Annotated in this window: 15 protein-coding genes; 9 read left to right on the forward strand and 6 right to left on the reverse strand. The window is 60.3% G+C overall.

Annotated features, from left to right (window positions below):
• Window positions 1-17 precede the first annotated feature (17 nt).
• On the forward strand, window positions 18-512 hold the full coding sequence (locus SJY21_RS14710; protein WP_377512334.1) for a hypothetical protein: 495 nt from the start codon (window positions 18-20) through the stop codon (window positions 510-512).
• On the opposite strand, the gene SJY21_RS14715 is transcribed toward SJY21_RS14710, so the two are convergent.
• From SJY21_RS14715 to SJY21_RS14725, 3 genes are read right to left on the reverse strand one after another with little or no spacing between them, the layout of a single operon-like run.
• Entirely contained in the window at window positions 509-1,084 is a 576-nt protein-coding gene (locus SJY21_RS14715; protein ID WP_377512338.1) for a TadE/TadG family type IV pilus assembly protein, read from the reverse strand. The genes SJY21_RS14710 and SJY21_RS14715 overlap by 4 nt on opposite strands.
• Entirely contained in the window at window positions 1,084-1,620 is a 537-nt protein-coding gene (locus SJY21_RS14720) for a TadE/TadG family type IV pilus assembly protein (protein WP_377512341.1), read from the reverse strand. Before SJY21_RS14720 ends, SJY21_RS14715 begins: the two co-directional genes overlap by 1 nt.
• Window positions 1,617-3,398 carry a TadE/TadG family type IV pilus assembly protein gene (locus SJY21_RS14725; RefSeq protein ID WP_377512344.1) on the reverse strand — a complete coding sequence of 594 codons (1,782 nt, stop codon included), beginning with the start codon at window positions 3,396-3,398 and terminating at the stop codon, window positions 1,617-1,619. Before SJY21_RS14725 ends, SJY21_RS14720 begins: the two co-directional genes overlap by 4 nt.
• A 427-nt stretch (window positions 3,399-3,825) precedes the next feature.
• Here SJY21_RS14725 and SJY21_RS14730 point away from each other — a divergent pair, with 427 nt between their 5' ends.
• The 6 genes from SJY21_RS14730 to SJY21_RS14755 all read left to right on the forward strand — a co-directional run bounded on the left by SJY21_RS14730 (window position 3,826) and on the right by SJY21_RS14755 (window position 10,845).
• Window positions 3,826-5,211, forward strand: coding sequence for a Glu/Leu/Phe/Val dehydrogenase (locus tag SJY21_RS14730; protein WP_377513258.1), 1,386 nt, complete (start codon window positions 3,826-3,828; stop codon window positions 5,209-5,211).
• A gap of 91 nt (window positions 5,212-5,302) precedes the next feature.
• Window positions 5,303-5,767: a hypothetical protein gene (locus tag SJY21_RS14735; RefSeq protein ID WP_377512347.1), complete on the forward strand. Its 465-nt coding sequence runs from the start codon at window positions 5,303-5,305 to the stop codon at window positions 5,765-5,767.
• Between the two features lie 92 nt (window positions 5,768-5,859).
• Window positions 5,860-7,113: a sarcosine oxidase subunit beta family protein gene (locus tag SJY21_RS14740; RefSeq protein WP_377512350.1), complete on the forward strand. Its 1,254-nt coding sequence runs from the start codon at window positions 5,860-5,862 to the stop codon at window positions 7,111-7,113.
• 12 nt (window positions 7,114-7,125) lie between these two features.
• Entirely contained in the window at window positions 7,126-7,386 is a 261-nt protein-coding gene (locus SJY21_RS14745) for a sarcosine oxidase subunit delta (RefSeq protein ID WP_377512353.1), read from the forward strand.
• Window positions 7,383-10,313 (forward strand): sarcosine oxidase subunit alpha family protein, encoded by a 2,931-nt coding sequence (locus tag SJY21_RS14750; protein WP_377512356.1) that lies wholly within the window; start codon window positions 7,383-7,385, stop codon window positions 10,311-10,313. The genes SJY21_RS14745 and SJY21_RS14750 overlap by 4 nt, the downstream gene beginning before the upstream one ends.
• A complete protein-coding gene (locus SJY21_RS14755; protein ID WP_377512359.1) occupies window positions 10,306-10,845 on the forward strand; it encodes a sarcosine oxidase subunit gamma in 540 nt (179 codons plus the stop codon). Before SJY21_RS14750 ends, SJY21_RS14755 begins: the two co-directional genes overlap by 8 nt.
• On the opposite strand, the gene choV is transcribed toward SJY21_RS14755, so the two are convergent.
• The 3 genes from choV to choX are packed head-to-tail and all read right to left on the reverse strand — an operon-like array spanning window position 10,842 to window position 13,868.
• On the reverse strand, window positions 10,842-11,858 hold the full coding sequence (gene choV, locus SJY21_RS14760; RefSeq protein WP_377512362.1) for a choline ABC transporter ATP-binding protein: 1,017 nt from the start codon (window positions 11,856-11,858) through the stop codon (window positions 10,842-10,844). The two genes, SJY21_RS14755 and choV, sit on opposite strands and share 4 nt — an antisense overlap.
• The gene (choW, locus tag SJY21_RS14765; protein ID WP_377512366.1) at window positions 11,855-12,892 is read right to left on the reverse strand and encodes a choline ABC transporter permease subunit; all 1,038 of its coding nucleotides are present in this window, start codon (window positions 12,890-12,892) and stop codon (window positions 11,855-11,857) included. The genes choV and choW overlap by 4 nt, the downstream gene beginning before the upstream one ends.
• Window positions 12,893-12,938: 46 nt before the next feature.
• Complete coding sequence (gene choX, locus SJY21_RS14770; protein ID WP_377512369.1) at window positions 12,939-13,868, reverse strand: choline ABC transporter substrate-binding protein; 930 nt, start codon at window positions 13,866-13,868, stop codon at window positions 12,939-12,941.
• Window positions 13,869-13,974: 106 nt separating this feature from the next.
• Here choX and betI point away from each other — a divergent pair, with 106 nt between their 5' ends.
• Complete coding sequence (gene betI / locus SJY21_RS14775) at window positions 13,975-14,529, forward strand: choline-responsive transcriptional repressor BetI (protein ID WP_377512372.1); 555 nt, start codon at window positions 13,975-13,977, stop codon at window positions 14,527-14,529.
• Window positions 14,526-16,034, forward strand: coding sequence for a choline-sulfatase (betC, locus tag SJY21_RS14780; protein ID WP_377512375.1), 1,509 nt, complete (start codon window positions 14,526-14,528; stop codon window positions 16,032-16,034). Before betI ends, betC begins: the two co-directional genes overlap by 4 nt.
• Window positions 16,035-16,036: the final 2 nt, after the last annotated feature.

Raw genomic sequence — 16,036 nt, forward strand, 5'->3', positions numbered from 1 at the left:
GGCAAAGGGGTGTGTGCATGATGGATCCGGACAAAAATGGCGTCGTGGCGCGGGTAGGCGCATCTCCGATCCGGCGGGTTTTCGCCTTTGGTGTATTGTTCGGGCTGGGCGCGCTGATCATTCTGATCGCCTTTGTTCAGCCACCCGGTTTCGCCTTGCAAGTGATGCTGGTCACATTTGGCGCTGTTGTGCTTTGGGTCGCGGAACGGATGCGCCGTGCGACCATGACCGTGATCGAGCTGACGTCGGAGGGTTTGCGTGATTCAACCGGCGTGCTGGACATCCCGTTTGATCAGATGGAGCGGGTCGAACGCGGGGTATTCGCGATGAAGCCGTCAAACGGCTTTGTGCTGATCACACGCGACAAGGGCCCCAAAGGCTGGGCGCCCGGATTGTGGTGGCGCGTGGGCCGCCGCATCGGCGTTGGCGGGGTGACAGCCGCAGGCGCGGGCAAGTTCATGGCCGAACAAATCGCGCTACACCTCGCAACCCAGCACCCCAAAGGGCGCTAGCACTGGGCGCTGTTGGCGTTGCCGTTGTGGCTGTAACACAGCTGCGGGGCAAAGCGGGGGCGCGTCACCACAAGGTTTTCGAACACAAACGCCTCAAGCCCGATCGAGAAGATCGGCTCGTAAACCACTTCGGTCTGCACGACGATCACGATTTCACCGTCAGGCATGACAGGCAATTGATCTTCGATATTGCTGATATTGCCATTGTTGAGGTTGCCCATGCCACCCTTGTTGCGCGACCAGCGCACATAATAACGGTCGTCATCCGCATCAAAGGTGATGACGCTGATGCGCAGCTTGGTGCGCTGGCTTGTGATCGTCAGGAAACGGTGCATCCGCCAGACGCTGGTGACATACTGATTGGTGATATAGTCGGTTTCGCGGCTCAGCGCGTCCGAGATCGTATAGGCGGCCTTGAGCGCTGTCGATTGCGAGCGGAACGCATCGAAATAGACGAAAGTCGCAAGGTAGGCCCATGTCAGCATGGGAAAAACCAGCACCGATTCAACCGCGATCCCGCCGTCTTCCTCGCGGTGGAACTTTGCCACCATGTGTTTCAGGATGCGCAGCATTAGATTGGCTCCATCACAAAGGCGGAAATTGAAATCAGCGCGTAAAAGTCGCCGCTGTGGCGCGGGATATCAAAGCCGATTCCGGTTGCCGCAAAGAACGGTGAAAACAGCGAACAGGCGCGCACGATCATGATCTGGTTCTGCGTGCCGGCCTCAAAGTTACGCGTTGGCGTAAACGGCTGGTTGGTGTTCACGCAGTCGGCCCGGCGCGGGATATTTGACCAGTTGCGCGGATCAATCGGGCGCATTTCCAGTTTCAGGTTGTTCATGCAGTTGGGGATGATACCCGCGCCTTCGCAGATCATTTCCTTGAACTGGTCATGGGTCGGGGCGGCACCTGTGTTCAGGCGCACCTCGCGCACGGCCATGTCAAGACCCCGTTCCAGCATCACATGACGCGTCATCATCAAACCGGCCTCGAAGGCCGAGGTGAAAAGCACCATGAACATCGGGAACACGAGGACGAATTCGACAGTGGCCGAGCCGTCCTCGGAACGCCGGAACAGGCGCAGGATTTTGGCGAGTGTTCTGATCATTGTGTCAACTTCAGGCTACGGATGTCACTGGCAATCGTGGCAAACTTTTCAGCAAGGTCCGTGCCGGACGCCGTGAAGTAGTGGCTGGGCGAACTTGCACAGTCTTGCAGCGCAACCTGACCACCATAAGGGGCTTCAAAGGCGACGGTATAGACGATGATGTTTGCGTTACGCGCCTCGGCACAGATGTCGGACAGGCGGTCGTCAGCCTCGTTGCCGTTCACAACCGAATAGTCAGCATTTGTCGCGCCTACGTATTCCGAATAGCTGATATAGCCGCGCGAATAGGGTTCGTTCATGAACTCGTTCTTGATCCGCGAACGTGACCAGAAGGCGTAGATGTCCTGCCAGCTGGCGTGATGCACGTGACCGGGGAATTCAACGCCCTGGCCAACACCAAGCTGCACGCCATCGGGGCCGTTGGGGCCATGGATCTTGTAGTCAGGATAGCCCTGTGGGTAATCGTGGATACGGTTCCAATAGGGCTGGTCCAGCCAGAAGAACGTGTCGTCCGTGAAATCATTGGGCGACCCGTCATCATCCACAAGGATCGAGATGTCGTTCTCGGACACATCACCGATATGTTCCCACGCGCCGTCACGGTCAAACCAGATCGGTGACATGCCTGATTTGTAGGGTTCGGCGATGTCGTATTCGGTTGTGTTCTGCCCATCGGTCATCAGCACGATCACCTTGAGGTTATCGGACAACCCGTAATCCATCGGGCGCCCGGCAACCACTGCGGGGGCATCACCGGCGGTGATCAGGTCAGTTACCAGATCGCGCGAACTTGGGTCCAGAAAGGCCGTGGCCCATTTCATGCCCAGATCAATGGCCGTGTTGCCATATGCATACAGATCATCAACCATGTCATTCAGATCGCCAGGCGAGGTCGAGTGCACGATCACGGCGTTTTGCTCGCCAGCGAAACAGATCGGATCACGCAGCGTTTCGCCATAGGACCAGTCATACCACTGCTCGAAATGGGACACTTGCGTATAAGGCGTTTGGGCAAAGCCATAGCCGTCCATCGGCAAGCCGGGGTAATCAAACACCTCGTCGGGCAGCAGCAGGCAGTTGGAATACTCGTGCAGCGTGTCGACATTGTAGTGCGACGCGACTTCCTCGCCCAGGTTCACAACGGAACTGTAGGCGATGATCGACATCGAAATCAGACCTTCGGCCGGCAGACCGTTGTTGGCCATGATCAGGTCGACGAATTCCTCGGCGGCGTCCTGCATGTTGCCAAAGCGGCCGTTGCTGTTCATCGAACTCGAGATGTCAAGCACCAGCGATACTTCAACGTTGGTCACACGCTCTTCGGCGGTGCCTGATGCAGGCGTCGTGATGGCGCGCACACCCGGCGAGAAGGGGTCGGTAAAGACGTTCATCATGTCAGCGAACATCATCGCCATGGATGCTTCGGCACGGGCCGACACACGGCGGTAGTTCAGACCCTCGTGAACGACAGGTTCTCCCACGAGGTAGGCCGACATGCCAGCCTTGGCGAAATAGTCCGCGACAACTTCGGCAGGGGGAAGGGGTTGTTCCATGTCGGCGGCGGCCAGAACGGCGCGATCAAGGGTGCCCTGCAGCTTGGTGCGGGTCGTTTCAAAGCGCATGAAGTCAATTGCCATGCCTCCAGCCATGAGCATCAGCACGAAAATGAACAGGGCAAAGATGATCATCCCGCCGTCCTCGTCACGCTTGAAATCTTTCAGGCCCGAAAAGCCCGGCGCGTTATCAATGTGTCGATCGCAAAATGTTTCGCGTTCCATGACGTCCCTTTCCATACCCCTTGAATGCGCGCCTGGGGTTTGCGAATCACTTGACGCAAAACCCGACTGACGCATTGGGCCAACCGAAGATGTGACATGTTGAAGTGGCAGAATTTTGACCAAATATGGCAATAATAGGTTAACGGAACCACGGATTGGCACCAATTCCAGCCATATCCCCCGCACTGTCGATCGACTGGAAACAAAGGCGGCAGCGGTCGCGCGGCCTGTGCAAAAGGGGATTTGCGGGCAATTTTGCTGAAGTTAGTAAAATCCTAAGAATTTTGCGTGCAGTTGGTGGGAACGGGGTTAGGGTCAGGGATGTCTTGGCGATGGCTGACCATCGCTGTTCAGCTTTAAGGAGCGCACCGTGGCCAAATCTTCCAAAAAGAGCAAAGAACCGTCTTTCCGCGAATCCGTTGACCTGATGTTCAATCGGGCCGTTGCCCTGATGGACCTTTCGCCGGGACTCGAGGAAAAGATCAGGGTGTGCAACGCTACCTACACGGTGCGGTTCGGCGTGCGTTTGCGCGGGTCACTGCACACCTTTACCGGCTACCGGTCGGTCCATTCGGAACATATGGAACCGGTCAAGGGCGGGATCCGCTATGCCATGGGTGTCAATCAGGACGAGGTCGAGGCGCTGGCCGCATTGATGACCTACAAATGCGCGCTGGTCGAAGCGCCCTTTGGCGGGTCCAAGGGCGGCTTGCGGATCGACCCGCGCGAATGGGACGAACACGAACTGGAGCAGATCACGCGCCGCTTTGCCTATGAACTGGCCAAGCGCGACCTGATCCACCCCAGCCAGAACGTGCCCGCCCCCGACATGGGCACCGGTGAACGTGAAATGGCATGGATCGCCGATCAATACCGCCGGATGAACACAACCGACATCAACGCCGCCGCCTGTGTGACCGGCAAACCGACCAACGCGGGCGGCATTCAGGGCCGCACCGAAGCGACGGGGCGCGGTGTCCAATACGCCCTGCGCGAGTTTTTCCGCCACCCGGAAGACATGAAGGCGGCGGGGCTGACCGGAACGCTGGATGGCAAACGCGTCATTGTGCAGGGGCTGGGCAACGTGGGCTATCACGCAGCCAAGTTCCTCTCCGAGGAAGACGGCTGCAAGATCATCGGTATCATCGAACGCGACGGTGGCCTGTTCAGCGAGGACGGGATCGACGTCGAGGCGGTGCACAAATGGATCGCCGCACATGGCGGTGTCAAAGGCTACCCCTCGACCACCTATCAGGAAAACGGCGCAACCCTGCTTGAGGCCGCATGCGACATCCTGATCCCCGCCGCGCTGGAAGGCGTGATCCACATGGACAACGCCGCCAAGGTCAAGGCGCCGCTGATCATCGAGGCCGCGAACGGCCCCGTCACGGCCGGTGCCGATGAAATCCTGCGCAAGAAGGGCTGCGTGATCATTCCCGATATGTATGCCAACGCGGGCGGTGTGACCGTGTCCTATTTCGAATGGGTCAAGAACCTGTCGCATATCCGCTTTGGCCGCATGCAACGGCGCGCCGAAGAGGCGCGCAACGAATTGATCATCGCCGAACTGGAACGGCTGGACGACATGCTGGAGCATCGCTGGTCGATGACCCCTGATTTCAAGGCGAAATACCTGCGCGGCTCGGACGAACTGGAGCTGGTGCGCTCGGGCCTTGATGACACCATGCGCAAGGCCTATCAGGACATGAGCGCCATGTGGCACAGCCGTGATGATTGCGAGGATTTGCGCACCGCCGCATACCTTGTGGCCATCGACAAGGTTGCCGCCAGCTATCGCGCCAAAGGGCTGTAGCGCCACGCAAGCGCGCGGGCTGGAGGGCGCTGCCCCCCCGTCCTGCGGACTCCCCCCGGAGTTGTTTGGCCAAGATGAAGATAGGGGCGCTGTGCTGGCAATCTTTCACTATCTGCACCTGTCGATTGCGGTGATCTGGGCAGGGTCGACCGTGTTTGTCGGGCTTGCCGTCTGGCCGATGCTGGCGCGTTTGCCTGGCGATCAGGCTGTGGCATTGTTTGACCGCCTGCGCCCTGTTGTGGCCGGTGTCTTGGGCAGTATGGCCGGGTTGACCTATCTGTTGGGCGGCTTTCGCGCTTGGCTGGGCGGTGGCATTTCCGGTTGGGCCGATCTGCTTGCGCCTTATGGCGTGTTGGTGATCACGGCCTTTGTCGTGATGATGGCGATCGAGAACGTGGGCGGGCGTTTGCGCCGCCAGTTCAGCGGGTTGACGGACAGACCGGATGCGTTTGTCGCCCATGCGACAATTGCCGCGCGCCGCGCAGGACTGATCCAGCTTGGGCTTTTGCTGGTCATGATCGCGATTATGGTGACGATGGGTCTGGCCCTCTACTAGACGTCGCGCGGAGGCGCGGATTTGTCGAAAAGCGGCGTTGCACGCGGACGCGGGCTTGATAGGGTCGCCCCGTAGGGACAAAGGGCTGCGCCATGGGCTATTCCGGTTTTCGGGTGATCAAGGAAGGGCTGTTCGGCCAGAAGGGCTGGACGCCGCAGTGGCGCGATCCCGAACCCAAGGCCGAATATGACGCCGTGATCATCGGCGGTGGCGGGCACGGGCTCTCGACGGCCTATTATCTGGCCAAAGAGCACGGGATGACCAATATCGCCGTGCTGGAAAAAGGTTACATTGGTGGCGGCAACGTGGGGCGCAACACGACGATCGTGCGCGCCAACTATTTCCTGCCGGGCAATTCGGAATTCTACAGCCATTCCCTGAAACTGTGGGAAGGGCTGGAAGCGGACCTCAATTACAACGTCATGCATTCCCAGCGCGGGCTGATCAACCTGTTCCACAGCGACGGGCAGCGCGATGCTTTTGCGCGCCGTGGCAACGCGATGATCAATCAGGGCGACGATGCGGTGTTGCTGGACCGCGACGGTGTGCGCAAACATCTGCCCTATCTTGATTTCGACAATGTCCGCTTTCCGATTTACGGCGGCCTGCTGCACCCGCGTGGCGGCACGGCACGTCATGATGCGGTCGCCTGGGGCTATGCGCGCGGGGCGGATCAGCGCGGCGTTGATCTGCTTCAGAATTGTGAAGTGACGGGGATCGATATCGAAAACGGTGTCGTCAAGGGCGTGCAGACCACACGCGGGGCGATCCGCGCCAAAAAGGTCGGGATCGTTGTCGCCGGGCGCAGCGGGCAGGTCGCGGCGATGGCCGGAATGCGCCTGCCGATCGAAAGCCACGTCTTGCAGGCCTTTGTGACCGAAGGGTTAAAGCCTTGCATCGACCATGTGGTCAGCTTTGGCATGGGGCACTTCTACATCAGCCAATCCGACAAGGGCGGGCTGGTGTTTGGCGGCGATCTGGATTTCTACAGCTCGTATGCCCAACGCGGCAACCTGCCGATGAAAGAACACGTGATGGACGCGGCGATGACGCTGATGCCGATGATCGGCAAGGCGCGCGTGCTGCGATCATGGGGCGGGATCATGGATATGACGCCCGATGGCAGCCCGATTATCGACAAGACCGACACCGAAGGTTTGTTCATTGATTGCGGCTGGTGTTACGGCGGCTTCAAGGCGGTGCCGGGGTCCGGTTTCAGCTTTGCCCACCTGATGGCGACCGGAAACCACCACGCCCCCGCCGCCCGTTTCCGGCTTGACCGTTTTCGCACAGGCCGCGGCTTGATGGATGAAGAGGGCACCGGCTCTCAGCATAATCTGCACTAAAGGTAGCAAAACATGCGTATCACATGCCCCCATTGTGGCGAACGCGACCGCCGTGAATTCACCTATCAAGGTGACGCATTGGCGCTGGACCGCCCTGCGCGCGATGCAGGCGATGGCGCGTGGGATGACTACCTGCACAACCGTGAAAACCCCGCCGGGGACACCCGCGATCTTTGGTATCACGATGCCTGTGCGACCTGGATCGTCGTGCACCGCAACACCGTGACACATGCCGTGCATGCCAGCACCGCCGCCGCAAAGGTCAAACGATGAGAATTCAAGGCAAGGGCATTTACGGCAACGCGGCCTCGGTCCCGTTTACCTTTGACGGGCAAAGCTATGCGGGGCGCGATGGCGACACGCTGGCCGCGGCACTGCTCGCCAATGATGTGCGGCTTGTGGCGCGCTCGTTCAAATATCACCGCCCGCGCGGGATACTGACCGCCGGATCAGAAGAACCCAACGCGCTGGTGACAATCGGCAAGGGGGCAAAGGCGGATCCCAACCAGCGTGCCACCACGCAAGAGATTTTCACAGGATTGCAGGCGCAAAGCCAGAACCGTTGGCCGTCGCTGCGCATGGATGCGATGGGCGTGAACGACCTGATTTCGCCCTTCCTTGGCGCGGGGTTTTATTACAAGACCTTCATGTGGCCGCGCGCATTCTGGGAACGCGTTTACGAACCGATTATCCGCCATGCCGCCGGTCTTGGCGCACTCAGCGGCAAGCACAACCCCGACACCTATGAAAAGGCATTCGCGTTTTGCGATCTGTTGGTGATCGGTGCGGGGCCTGCGGGATTGATGGCGGCGCTCACGGCAGGGCGGGCAGGCGCTGACGTGATTTTGGCGGACGAGGACGCGCGCATGGGTGGGCGGCTTTTGGCCGAAACCCATGATGTTGACGGGATGGTGGGCCACCTGTGGGTGGAACAGGTGCTGTCCGAACTGCGCGGTATGGACAACGTGCGCCTGATGACCCGCACCACCGTCACAGGTGCCTATGATCAGGGCACTTATGGCGCGCTTGAACGGGTCGGCCACCACCGCCCCCGCGCGGACGGCCTGCCGCGTGAATGCTTCTGGCGGATCGTTGCAAAACGCGCGGTGCTTTGTGCAGGTGCGTTGGAGCGCCCCATCGCATTTCCCAACAACGACCGCCCCGGAATCATGACGGCAGGGGCCGTGCGCACCTATCTTAACCGGTGGGGTGTTGCCCCCGGTCAGGCTATCACGGTCTTTGCCAACAATGATGATGCGCACCGCACCGCGCTGGATATGATCGCCGCTGGTGTCACCGTGGCAGGCGTGATTGACAGCCGCGAGGATGCGCGCGCCTTGGGTGATTATCTTTTGTTCACCGGCGCGCAGGTCACTGCCACGCGCGGGCGGCTTGGACTGGAACAAATCAGCGTCACCCACGCGGGCGGCACTGACAAGATCGCGACCGATTGTCTGGCCATGTCGGGGGGGTGGAACCCGTCCGTGCATCTGACCTGCCATATGAACGGGCGGCCCACATGGCGGACCGACATCGCGTCATTCGTGCCGACACCGGAGGCTGTGCCGGGGATGACGGTCGCGGGTGCCGCCAACGGGCATTTTTCCACCGCCGCCTGCCTTGCGGATGGCGCGGCAGTGGCCGTAGCCGCGCTGGCCGCGTTGAAGATCAAGGCGAAACCCACCGCGACACCGCAGGCAGAAGACACGCCCTATCGCATGGAACCGCTGTGGTTCGTTGAAGGCAAAGGGCGCAAATGGCTGGATTTCCAGAACGATGTGCACGTCAAGGATATCAAGCTGGCCGCGCAGGAAAATTTCCGCAGCGTCGAACACATGAAGCGCTACACGACCCAAGGGATGGCAACCGATCAGGGCAAGAATTCCAACGTGGCGGCCCTTGCAGTGCTGGCCGATGCCACCGGGCGCGGTATTCCCGAAACCGGCACGACCACCTTTCGCCCGCCCTATGTGCCCGTCGCGATTGCGGCGATGGGCGCCGGATCGCAAGGCGCGGGGTTTGCGCCGCAACGGTTCACCACATCGCACAAGGCAAGCGTGGCACGTGGTGCGCCGATGATCGAAGCGGGGCTGTGGTATCGCCCGTCATTCTATGCGGCGGATGGCGAAACCACGTGGCGGCAATCCTGTGATCGCGAAGTGAATGCCGTGCGCAATGCTGTCGGGATCAGCGATGTCAGCACCTTGGGCAAGATCGACATTCAGGGGCCGGACGCCGCCGCCTTTCTTGATTTCGTCTATTGCAACACGTTTTCGACGCTGAAAATCGGGCGGGTGCGTTACGGGCTCATGCTGCGCGAGGACGGCCATGTCATGGACGATGGCACCACCGCGCGGCTGGGCGAAAACCACTTTGTCATGACAACGACGACCGCCGCCGCCGGATTGGTCATGCGCCACCTTGATTTCGTGGCGCAAGTCTTGCGGCCCGATCTGGACGTGCAATGCATTTCAGTGACCGAACAATGGGCGCAGTTTGCCGTGGCTGGGCCGAAATCGCGCGCGTTGTTGAACGGCGTGCTGGACGCCCCGATTGACGACGAAAGCTGGCCCTTCATGGCTTGCGGCGACATGGGTGTCGCAGGGGTGCAGGGGCGTTTGTTCCGCATCTCGTTCAGTGGCGAACACGCCTATGAAGTCGCGGTGCCCGCACGTTATGGCGCTTCCCTTTATGACCTGCTGGTGGAACGCGCCGAGGCCATGGGCGGCTGCGCCTACGGGATGGAGGCGCTCAATGTGCTGCGGATCGAAAAGGGCCACATCACCCATTCGGAAATCCACGGGCGCACGACCGCATTCGACATCGGCTTTGGCCGGATGGTCAGCCAGAAAAAGGACTGTATCGGCAATGCCGCGTCGCAACGCGAGGGGCTGCTGGACGACGATCGTGAACAGCTTGTCGGGCTGAAACCGGCCGGCGCGGTCAAGCAAATCACCGCCGGCGCGCATTTGTTCAATCAGGGCGCGGACCCCGTGCGCACCAACGATCAGGGCTATGTGACCAGCGTGGGCTTTTCGCCGACCCTTGGCACGACACTTGGCCTTGGGTTTTTGCGGAACGGGCGCGCGCGCCATGGCGAGGTGATCACGATGGTCGATCACCTGCGCGGCGTGACAACCCAGTGCGAGGTTTGCGATCCGGTCTTTGTTGATGCGACAGGAGGGCGCTTGCGTGGTTAATTTGGTTGCACAAACGCCCTGCGCGGGCCTTTTGCCGATCACCATCGGCGGGCTGACACTGTCCGAAGTAGAGGCCGGGCCAATCACCTCGGTCGCGCCTTTCGCGGGGCAGGCCAAAGCGGTCTCGGACGCCGTGAAATCGGCCACGGGCATCGCGTTGCCCAGCCCCAATCGCATGACGTCCAAGGGCGGCGCGCGTGCCTTGTGGTTCGGCAAAGGCGTGGCGTTGGTTACGGGCGCGGACCTGCCCGCGATCAAGGGCGCGGCTGTCAGCGATCAATCAGATGCATGGGCCGTGGTCCAGTTGGACGGCGCGGGGGGCGAGGATGTCTTGGCCCGTCTGGTCCCTGTCGACTTGCGTGCAGCGCATTTCAAAAAGGGCCATACCGCCCGCACCATGTTGGCGCATCTGACGGTCAGCGTGACACGCACGGGGCCGCAGACGTTCCAGATCATGGCGATGCGATCCATGGCGAAAACGCTGGTGCACGATCTGGAAACGGCGATGACTGGTGTCGCGGCGCGGGGTTAATCCGCGCTGGGCGCAAGCCGTGCCAGAACACTTGCGCGGCAAATCTGCCCGATGGGTTTTCCGTTTTCCGTGACACTTAGATCACCATTTTCACCCAGCATCGCAATGATATCACGCACCGGCGTTTCGGCGTCCACCGTGGGCCCGTCAATACTGCCGTCAATCATCACATCCCGCGCACACAGCACGCCAAGCGGGTTCATATTTGCCACGAAATCAGCGACATAGCCATTGGCTGGAGCGGAAAAAATCTCGCGCGGGGTGCCGATCTGCACAATCCGGCCACCGTCCATGATGGCGATCCGGTTGCCGATCTTGAACGCCTCGTCCAGATCGTGGCTGACAAAGACAATCGTGCGGTTCAGCCGCTTTTGCAGGTCCAGCAGTTCGTCCTGAAGCCGCGTGCGGATCAGCGGATCAAGCGCGGAAAACGGCTCGTCCATCAGCAGGGTTGGGGCATCAGTGGCAAAGGCGCGCGCAAGACCGACACGCTGCTGCATCCCGCCCGACAATTCGCCCACCAGCGCATCGGCGCGATCCGACAGCCCGACCAGTTCAAGCTGCTCGGCGACCTTGGTCGCACGGGCGGATTTTTCCATGCCGTCCAGTTCAAGGCCAAAGCCGACGTTGTCGCGCACCGTGCGCCATGGCAGCAGGCCAAAGGCCTGAAACACCATCGCCACGCTTTTGCGGCGCAGGCGGCGCAGGGTCGCTGTGTTGGCGTGGGTGACGCTTGTCATCTCGGCACCGTCCTTGATACGCACCTCGCCGCGAAGCACGGGGTTCAGCCCGTTCACGGCGCGCAGTAACGTCGATTTGCCAGACCCCGACAGCCCCATCAGCACAAGGATTTCACCCTCTTGGACGGATAGCGAACAGTTGTGCACGCCCAAGATCTGCCCACAGGCGGCCTGAATATCAGGGCGGTCCTTGCCCGCGTCCATCATCGGCAGGGCGGCGGACGGATCATCCCCGAACACGATCGACACGTTGTCAAATTCAACGGCGCTCATTTGCGGCCCACCCGCAGGATACGGTCAAGCATGATCGCGACGATCACGATGACCAGCCCGCTTTCAAAGCCCTTGGCCGTGTCCACAGTATTCAACGCACGCACCACCGGCACGCCCAGCCCGTCAGCCCCTACAAGGGCCGCAATCACCACCATCGACAGGGACAGCATGATGGTTTGGTTCAGCCCGGTCATGATCTGGGGCATCGCCGAGGGCAACTCCACTTTCCACAGCTTTTGCCGCGCCGTCGCGCCGAATGCATCCGCCGCTTCCAGCAGGGATTGCGGCGTGGATGAAATGCCCAACTGCGTCAGACGGATCGGCGCAGGCACCACAAAGATCACCGTCGCCACAAGGCCCGGCACCATCCCGATGCCGAAAAACACGATTGCCGGGATCAGGTAAACAAAAGTCGGCAAGGTCTGCATCAGGTCCAGCACGGGGCGCATCCAGGCATACAGGCGCGGGCGGTGCGCCGCAGCGATGCCAATCGGCACGCCCACTGCCATACAGACAACACAGGCCGACAGAACAAGGCTCAGGCTTTCGGCCGTTTCTTCCCAATAGCCCTGATCAAGGATGAACAGAAATCCCAGCGCCACAAAGGCGGCAATTGTCAGGCGGCGGTGCAAGGCAAAAACCAGCGCGACAATCACCGCGACAATCACGAAAGGATGGGTCGTTTCGGTCCAGAATGACACATAGGGTTCAAAGCCGCGCCCGCGTATCCAGTTGGTGCCGGGCGGGCGCGACAGCAATGCGAGCAGGAATTCGATAAAGATTTCAACGCTGTCGGAAAACCCGTCCAGAAACCCCTGCGCCCCGTCGCGCACATAATCAAATCCGCGACTGGCGGTTTCGCCCACAGGCAGTTTTTCATCTGTGTAGCCGAAAACCCGTTGGGGCAGCCATTTCAGGAACCACCACAGGGCAGGGACCAGCCACCAGACGAAATCCCAGACGGCAACGATGCACCACCAAAAGGCATAGGCGATGGCAACCACCGCATCCAATATGCTGTTGATAAATGACATCTGTGCGCCCGAATGGGCCGCCCCGCGCGGGACGGCCCGCTATCGCTTACATGCCAAGTGCGGCTTTGACGGCCTCGGCGGCGTCGCCACCGTCTTTGGTTGTCACGCCATCAAGCCAGCCCATGACGAGATCGGGGTCGGCGGCCATCCATGCGGTTGCGGCCGCGGCTGGCTCTTGGCCCTCGTCAAGGATCGCGCCCATGATCTCGTTCTCCATCGCAAGCGTGAATTCAAGATTGTTGAGGAACGCGCCAAGGTTCGGGCAGGTATCGGCGTAACCGGCGGTCGTGTTGGTAAACACCGTTGCGCCACCCAGATCGGGGCCGAACCAGTCGTCGCCACCTTCAAGATAGGTCATGTCGTAGTTGGCGTTCATCGGGTGGGGTTCCCAGCCCAGAAACACAACGGGTTCATCACGATCATTGGCGCGGCCGACCTGCGCCAGCATCCCCGCTTCTGAACTTTCGACAACTTCCATGTCCGCATCACCCAGACCAAAGGCGTTGTCGGCGATCATGTCCATGATCAGGCGGTTGCCGTCATTGCCCGCTTCGATCCCGTAAATCTTGCCGTCCAGCGCATCGGCATTGGCGGCGATCGAGGCGAAATCGGTGATCCCAAGTGCAGCGCCTGCGGCATTGGTGGCCAGCGTGTATTTCGCGCCCTCTAGGTTGGCGCGCACGGTATCGACGGTGCCAGCGTCGCGGTAGGCCGCGATATCGCCTTCCATCGTTGGCATCCAGTTGCCAAGGAAAACGTCCACATCGCCCTCGGCCAGCGAGGTGTAGGTGACCGGCACCGACAGCACCTTGATGTCTGTTTCATAGCCAAGTGCGTTCAGCACAACGGTGGTTGCGGCGGTTGTTGCGGTGATGTCGGTCCAGCCCACATCGGAAAACGTAACCGAATCGCAGTCAGCAAAAGCCGGCATTGCGGCGCAAATTGCCAGCACGGAAAGTGTTGATTTCGTTGTCATTTTAGCAGCTCCCAAGTTGGTTCATTTTTCTTGATTGACCAGTCAATAAAGAACGATCTAGTGTCACCGGGCAAGCAAAATCTGAGGAATTTATGCCCAAGCTGGGATGGAGCCTATACGCCGCGCGGCGTTGGTGAAAGCAACTATTGCAGAGGTCGGTGCGGCCGCGTCTTTGGACGTGACCGTCAGCCAGATCGCCAAACGCGCGGGCATGTCTTCTGCGCTGGCACACCACTATTTTGGTGGAAAAGACCAGATTTTCATCGCTGCCATGCGCCAGATCCTGCGCGACTACGGCACCGAGGTGCGCGCGGCCCTTGGCGTAGCCCCCACCCCTGCGGACCGTGCCCGTGCCATCATCCGAGCAAATTTCGCGCCCGCTTTCTTTGATCCGGCCACCGTCAGCGCCTGGATGACATTTTACGTGCAGGCGCAAACAAATCCTCAGGCCCTACGCCTGCTGCATATCTACCAGCACCGCCTGCGCAGCAATCTGACCCACGCGCTGCGCCCGCTGTGCGATGATCCACGCGATGTGGCTGGCACGCTCGCGGCGCTGATTGACGGGCTTTATATCCGCGCAGCCCTTGCCGAACCGGATGCAGACGCTTGCGGGCGCACGCTTTCGCTCCTTTCCACGCTTACCAAAGGTGCCGCATGACCCAGCCCAACATCCTGATTATCATGGTCGACCAGTTGAACGGAACGCTGTTTCCCGACGGCCCCACCGACTGGTTGCACGCGCCCAACCTCAAGGCATTGGCGGCGCGCTCGACCCGTTTTGCCAACTGCTACACGGCCTCGCCGCTGTGCGCGCCGGGGCGGGCCTCGTTCATCTCGGGGCAACTGCCTTCGCGCACGGGTGTCTATGACAACGCGGCCGAATTTGCCTCGGCGATCCCGACATTTGCGCACCATCTACGTCGTGCAGGCTATCAAACCTGCCTGTCGGGCAAGATGCACTTTGTCGGCCCCGACCAGATGCACGGCTTCGAGGAACGCCTGACGACAGACATCTATCCCGCCGATTTTGGCTGGACGCCGGATTATCGCAAACCCGGCGAACGGATCGACTGGTGGTATCACAACATGGGGTCGGTGACGGGGGCCGGCGTTGCCGAAACTACCAACCAGATGGAATATGATGACGAGGTTGCCTATCACGCGACCCGCAAGATTTACGAGTTGTCACGCGGTGGCGATCCGCGTCCGTGGTGCCTCACGGCCAGCTTTACCCACCCGCACGACCCCTACGTTGCGCGCAAGAAATACTGGGACTTGTATGAAGACTGCGAACACCTGCTGCCGCAGGTCGCCGACCTTGGCTATGATGCCCAAGATCCGCATTCCAAACGGATTTTCGACGCCAACGACTGGCGCAATTTCAACATCACCGAAGATGACATCCGCCGCTCGCGCCGCGCCTATTTCGCCAATATCAGCTATCTGGACGACAAGATCGGTGAAATCCTGCAAGTGTTGAAAGACACCCGCCAAGAGGCGACGATCCTGTTTGTGTCAGACCATGGTGACATGCTGGGCGAACGCGGGTTGTGGTTCAAAATGACCTTCTTTGAAGGCTCGGCCCGCGTGCCGATGATGATCTCTGCGCCGGATATGGATGCAGGGTTGGTGACCACCCCCGTCAGCAATATCGACGTCTGCCCGACCCTGTGCGACCTTGCCGGTGTCAGCATGGACGAGGTCATGCCCTGGACCGACGGCGAAAGCCTGAAACTGCTGGGTCAGGGCGGCACGCGCACCACCCCCGTGGCCATGGAATATGCCGCCGAAGGGTCAAACGCGCCGCTGGTCGCCCTGCGTGACGGGAAATGGAAGTATATCCGCTGCAATCTGGACCCGGATCAGTTATTTGACATTTCCACCGACCCGCACGAGCAGAACAACCTCGCCAATGTTGAAAAATACCAAGAGGCGCTGACGCAGCTACGGGCCAAATCGCAGGAACGCTGGGATCTGAAACGCTTTGACGCGGACGTGCGCGAAAGTCAGGCGCGCCGCTGGGTTGTCTACGAGGCCTTGCGCAACGGCGACTATTATCCGTGGGACTACCAGCCGCTGCAAAAGGCATCCGAGCGCTACATGCGCAACCACATGGACCTGAATGTGCTTGAAGAAAGCAAACGCTTTCCCCGTGGTGAATAACG

This window comes from Octadecabacter sp. R77987 (assembly GCF_042466115.1).
Lineage (GTDB): Bacteria > Pseudomonadota > Alphaproteobacteria > Rhodobacterales > Rhodobacteraceae > SW4.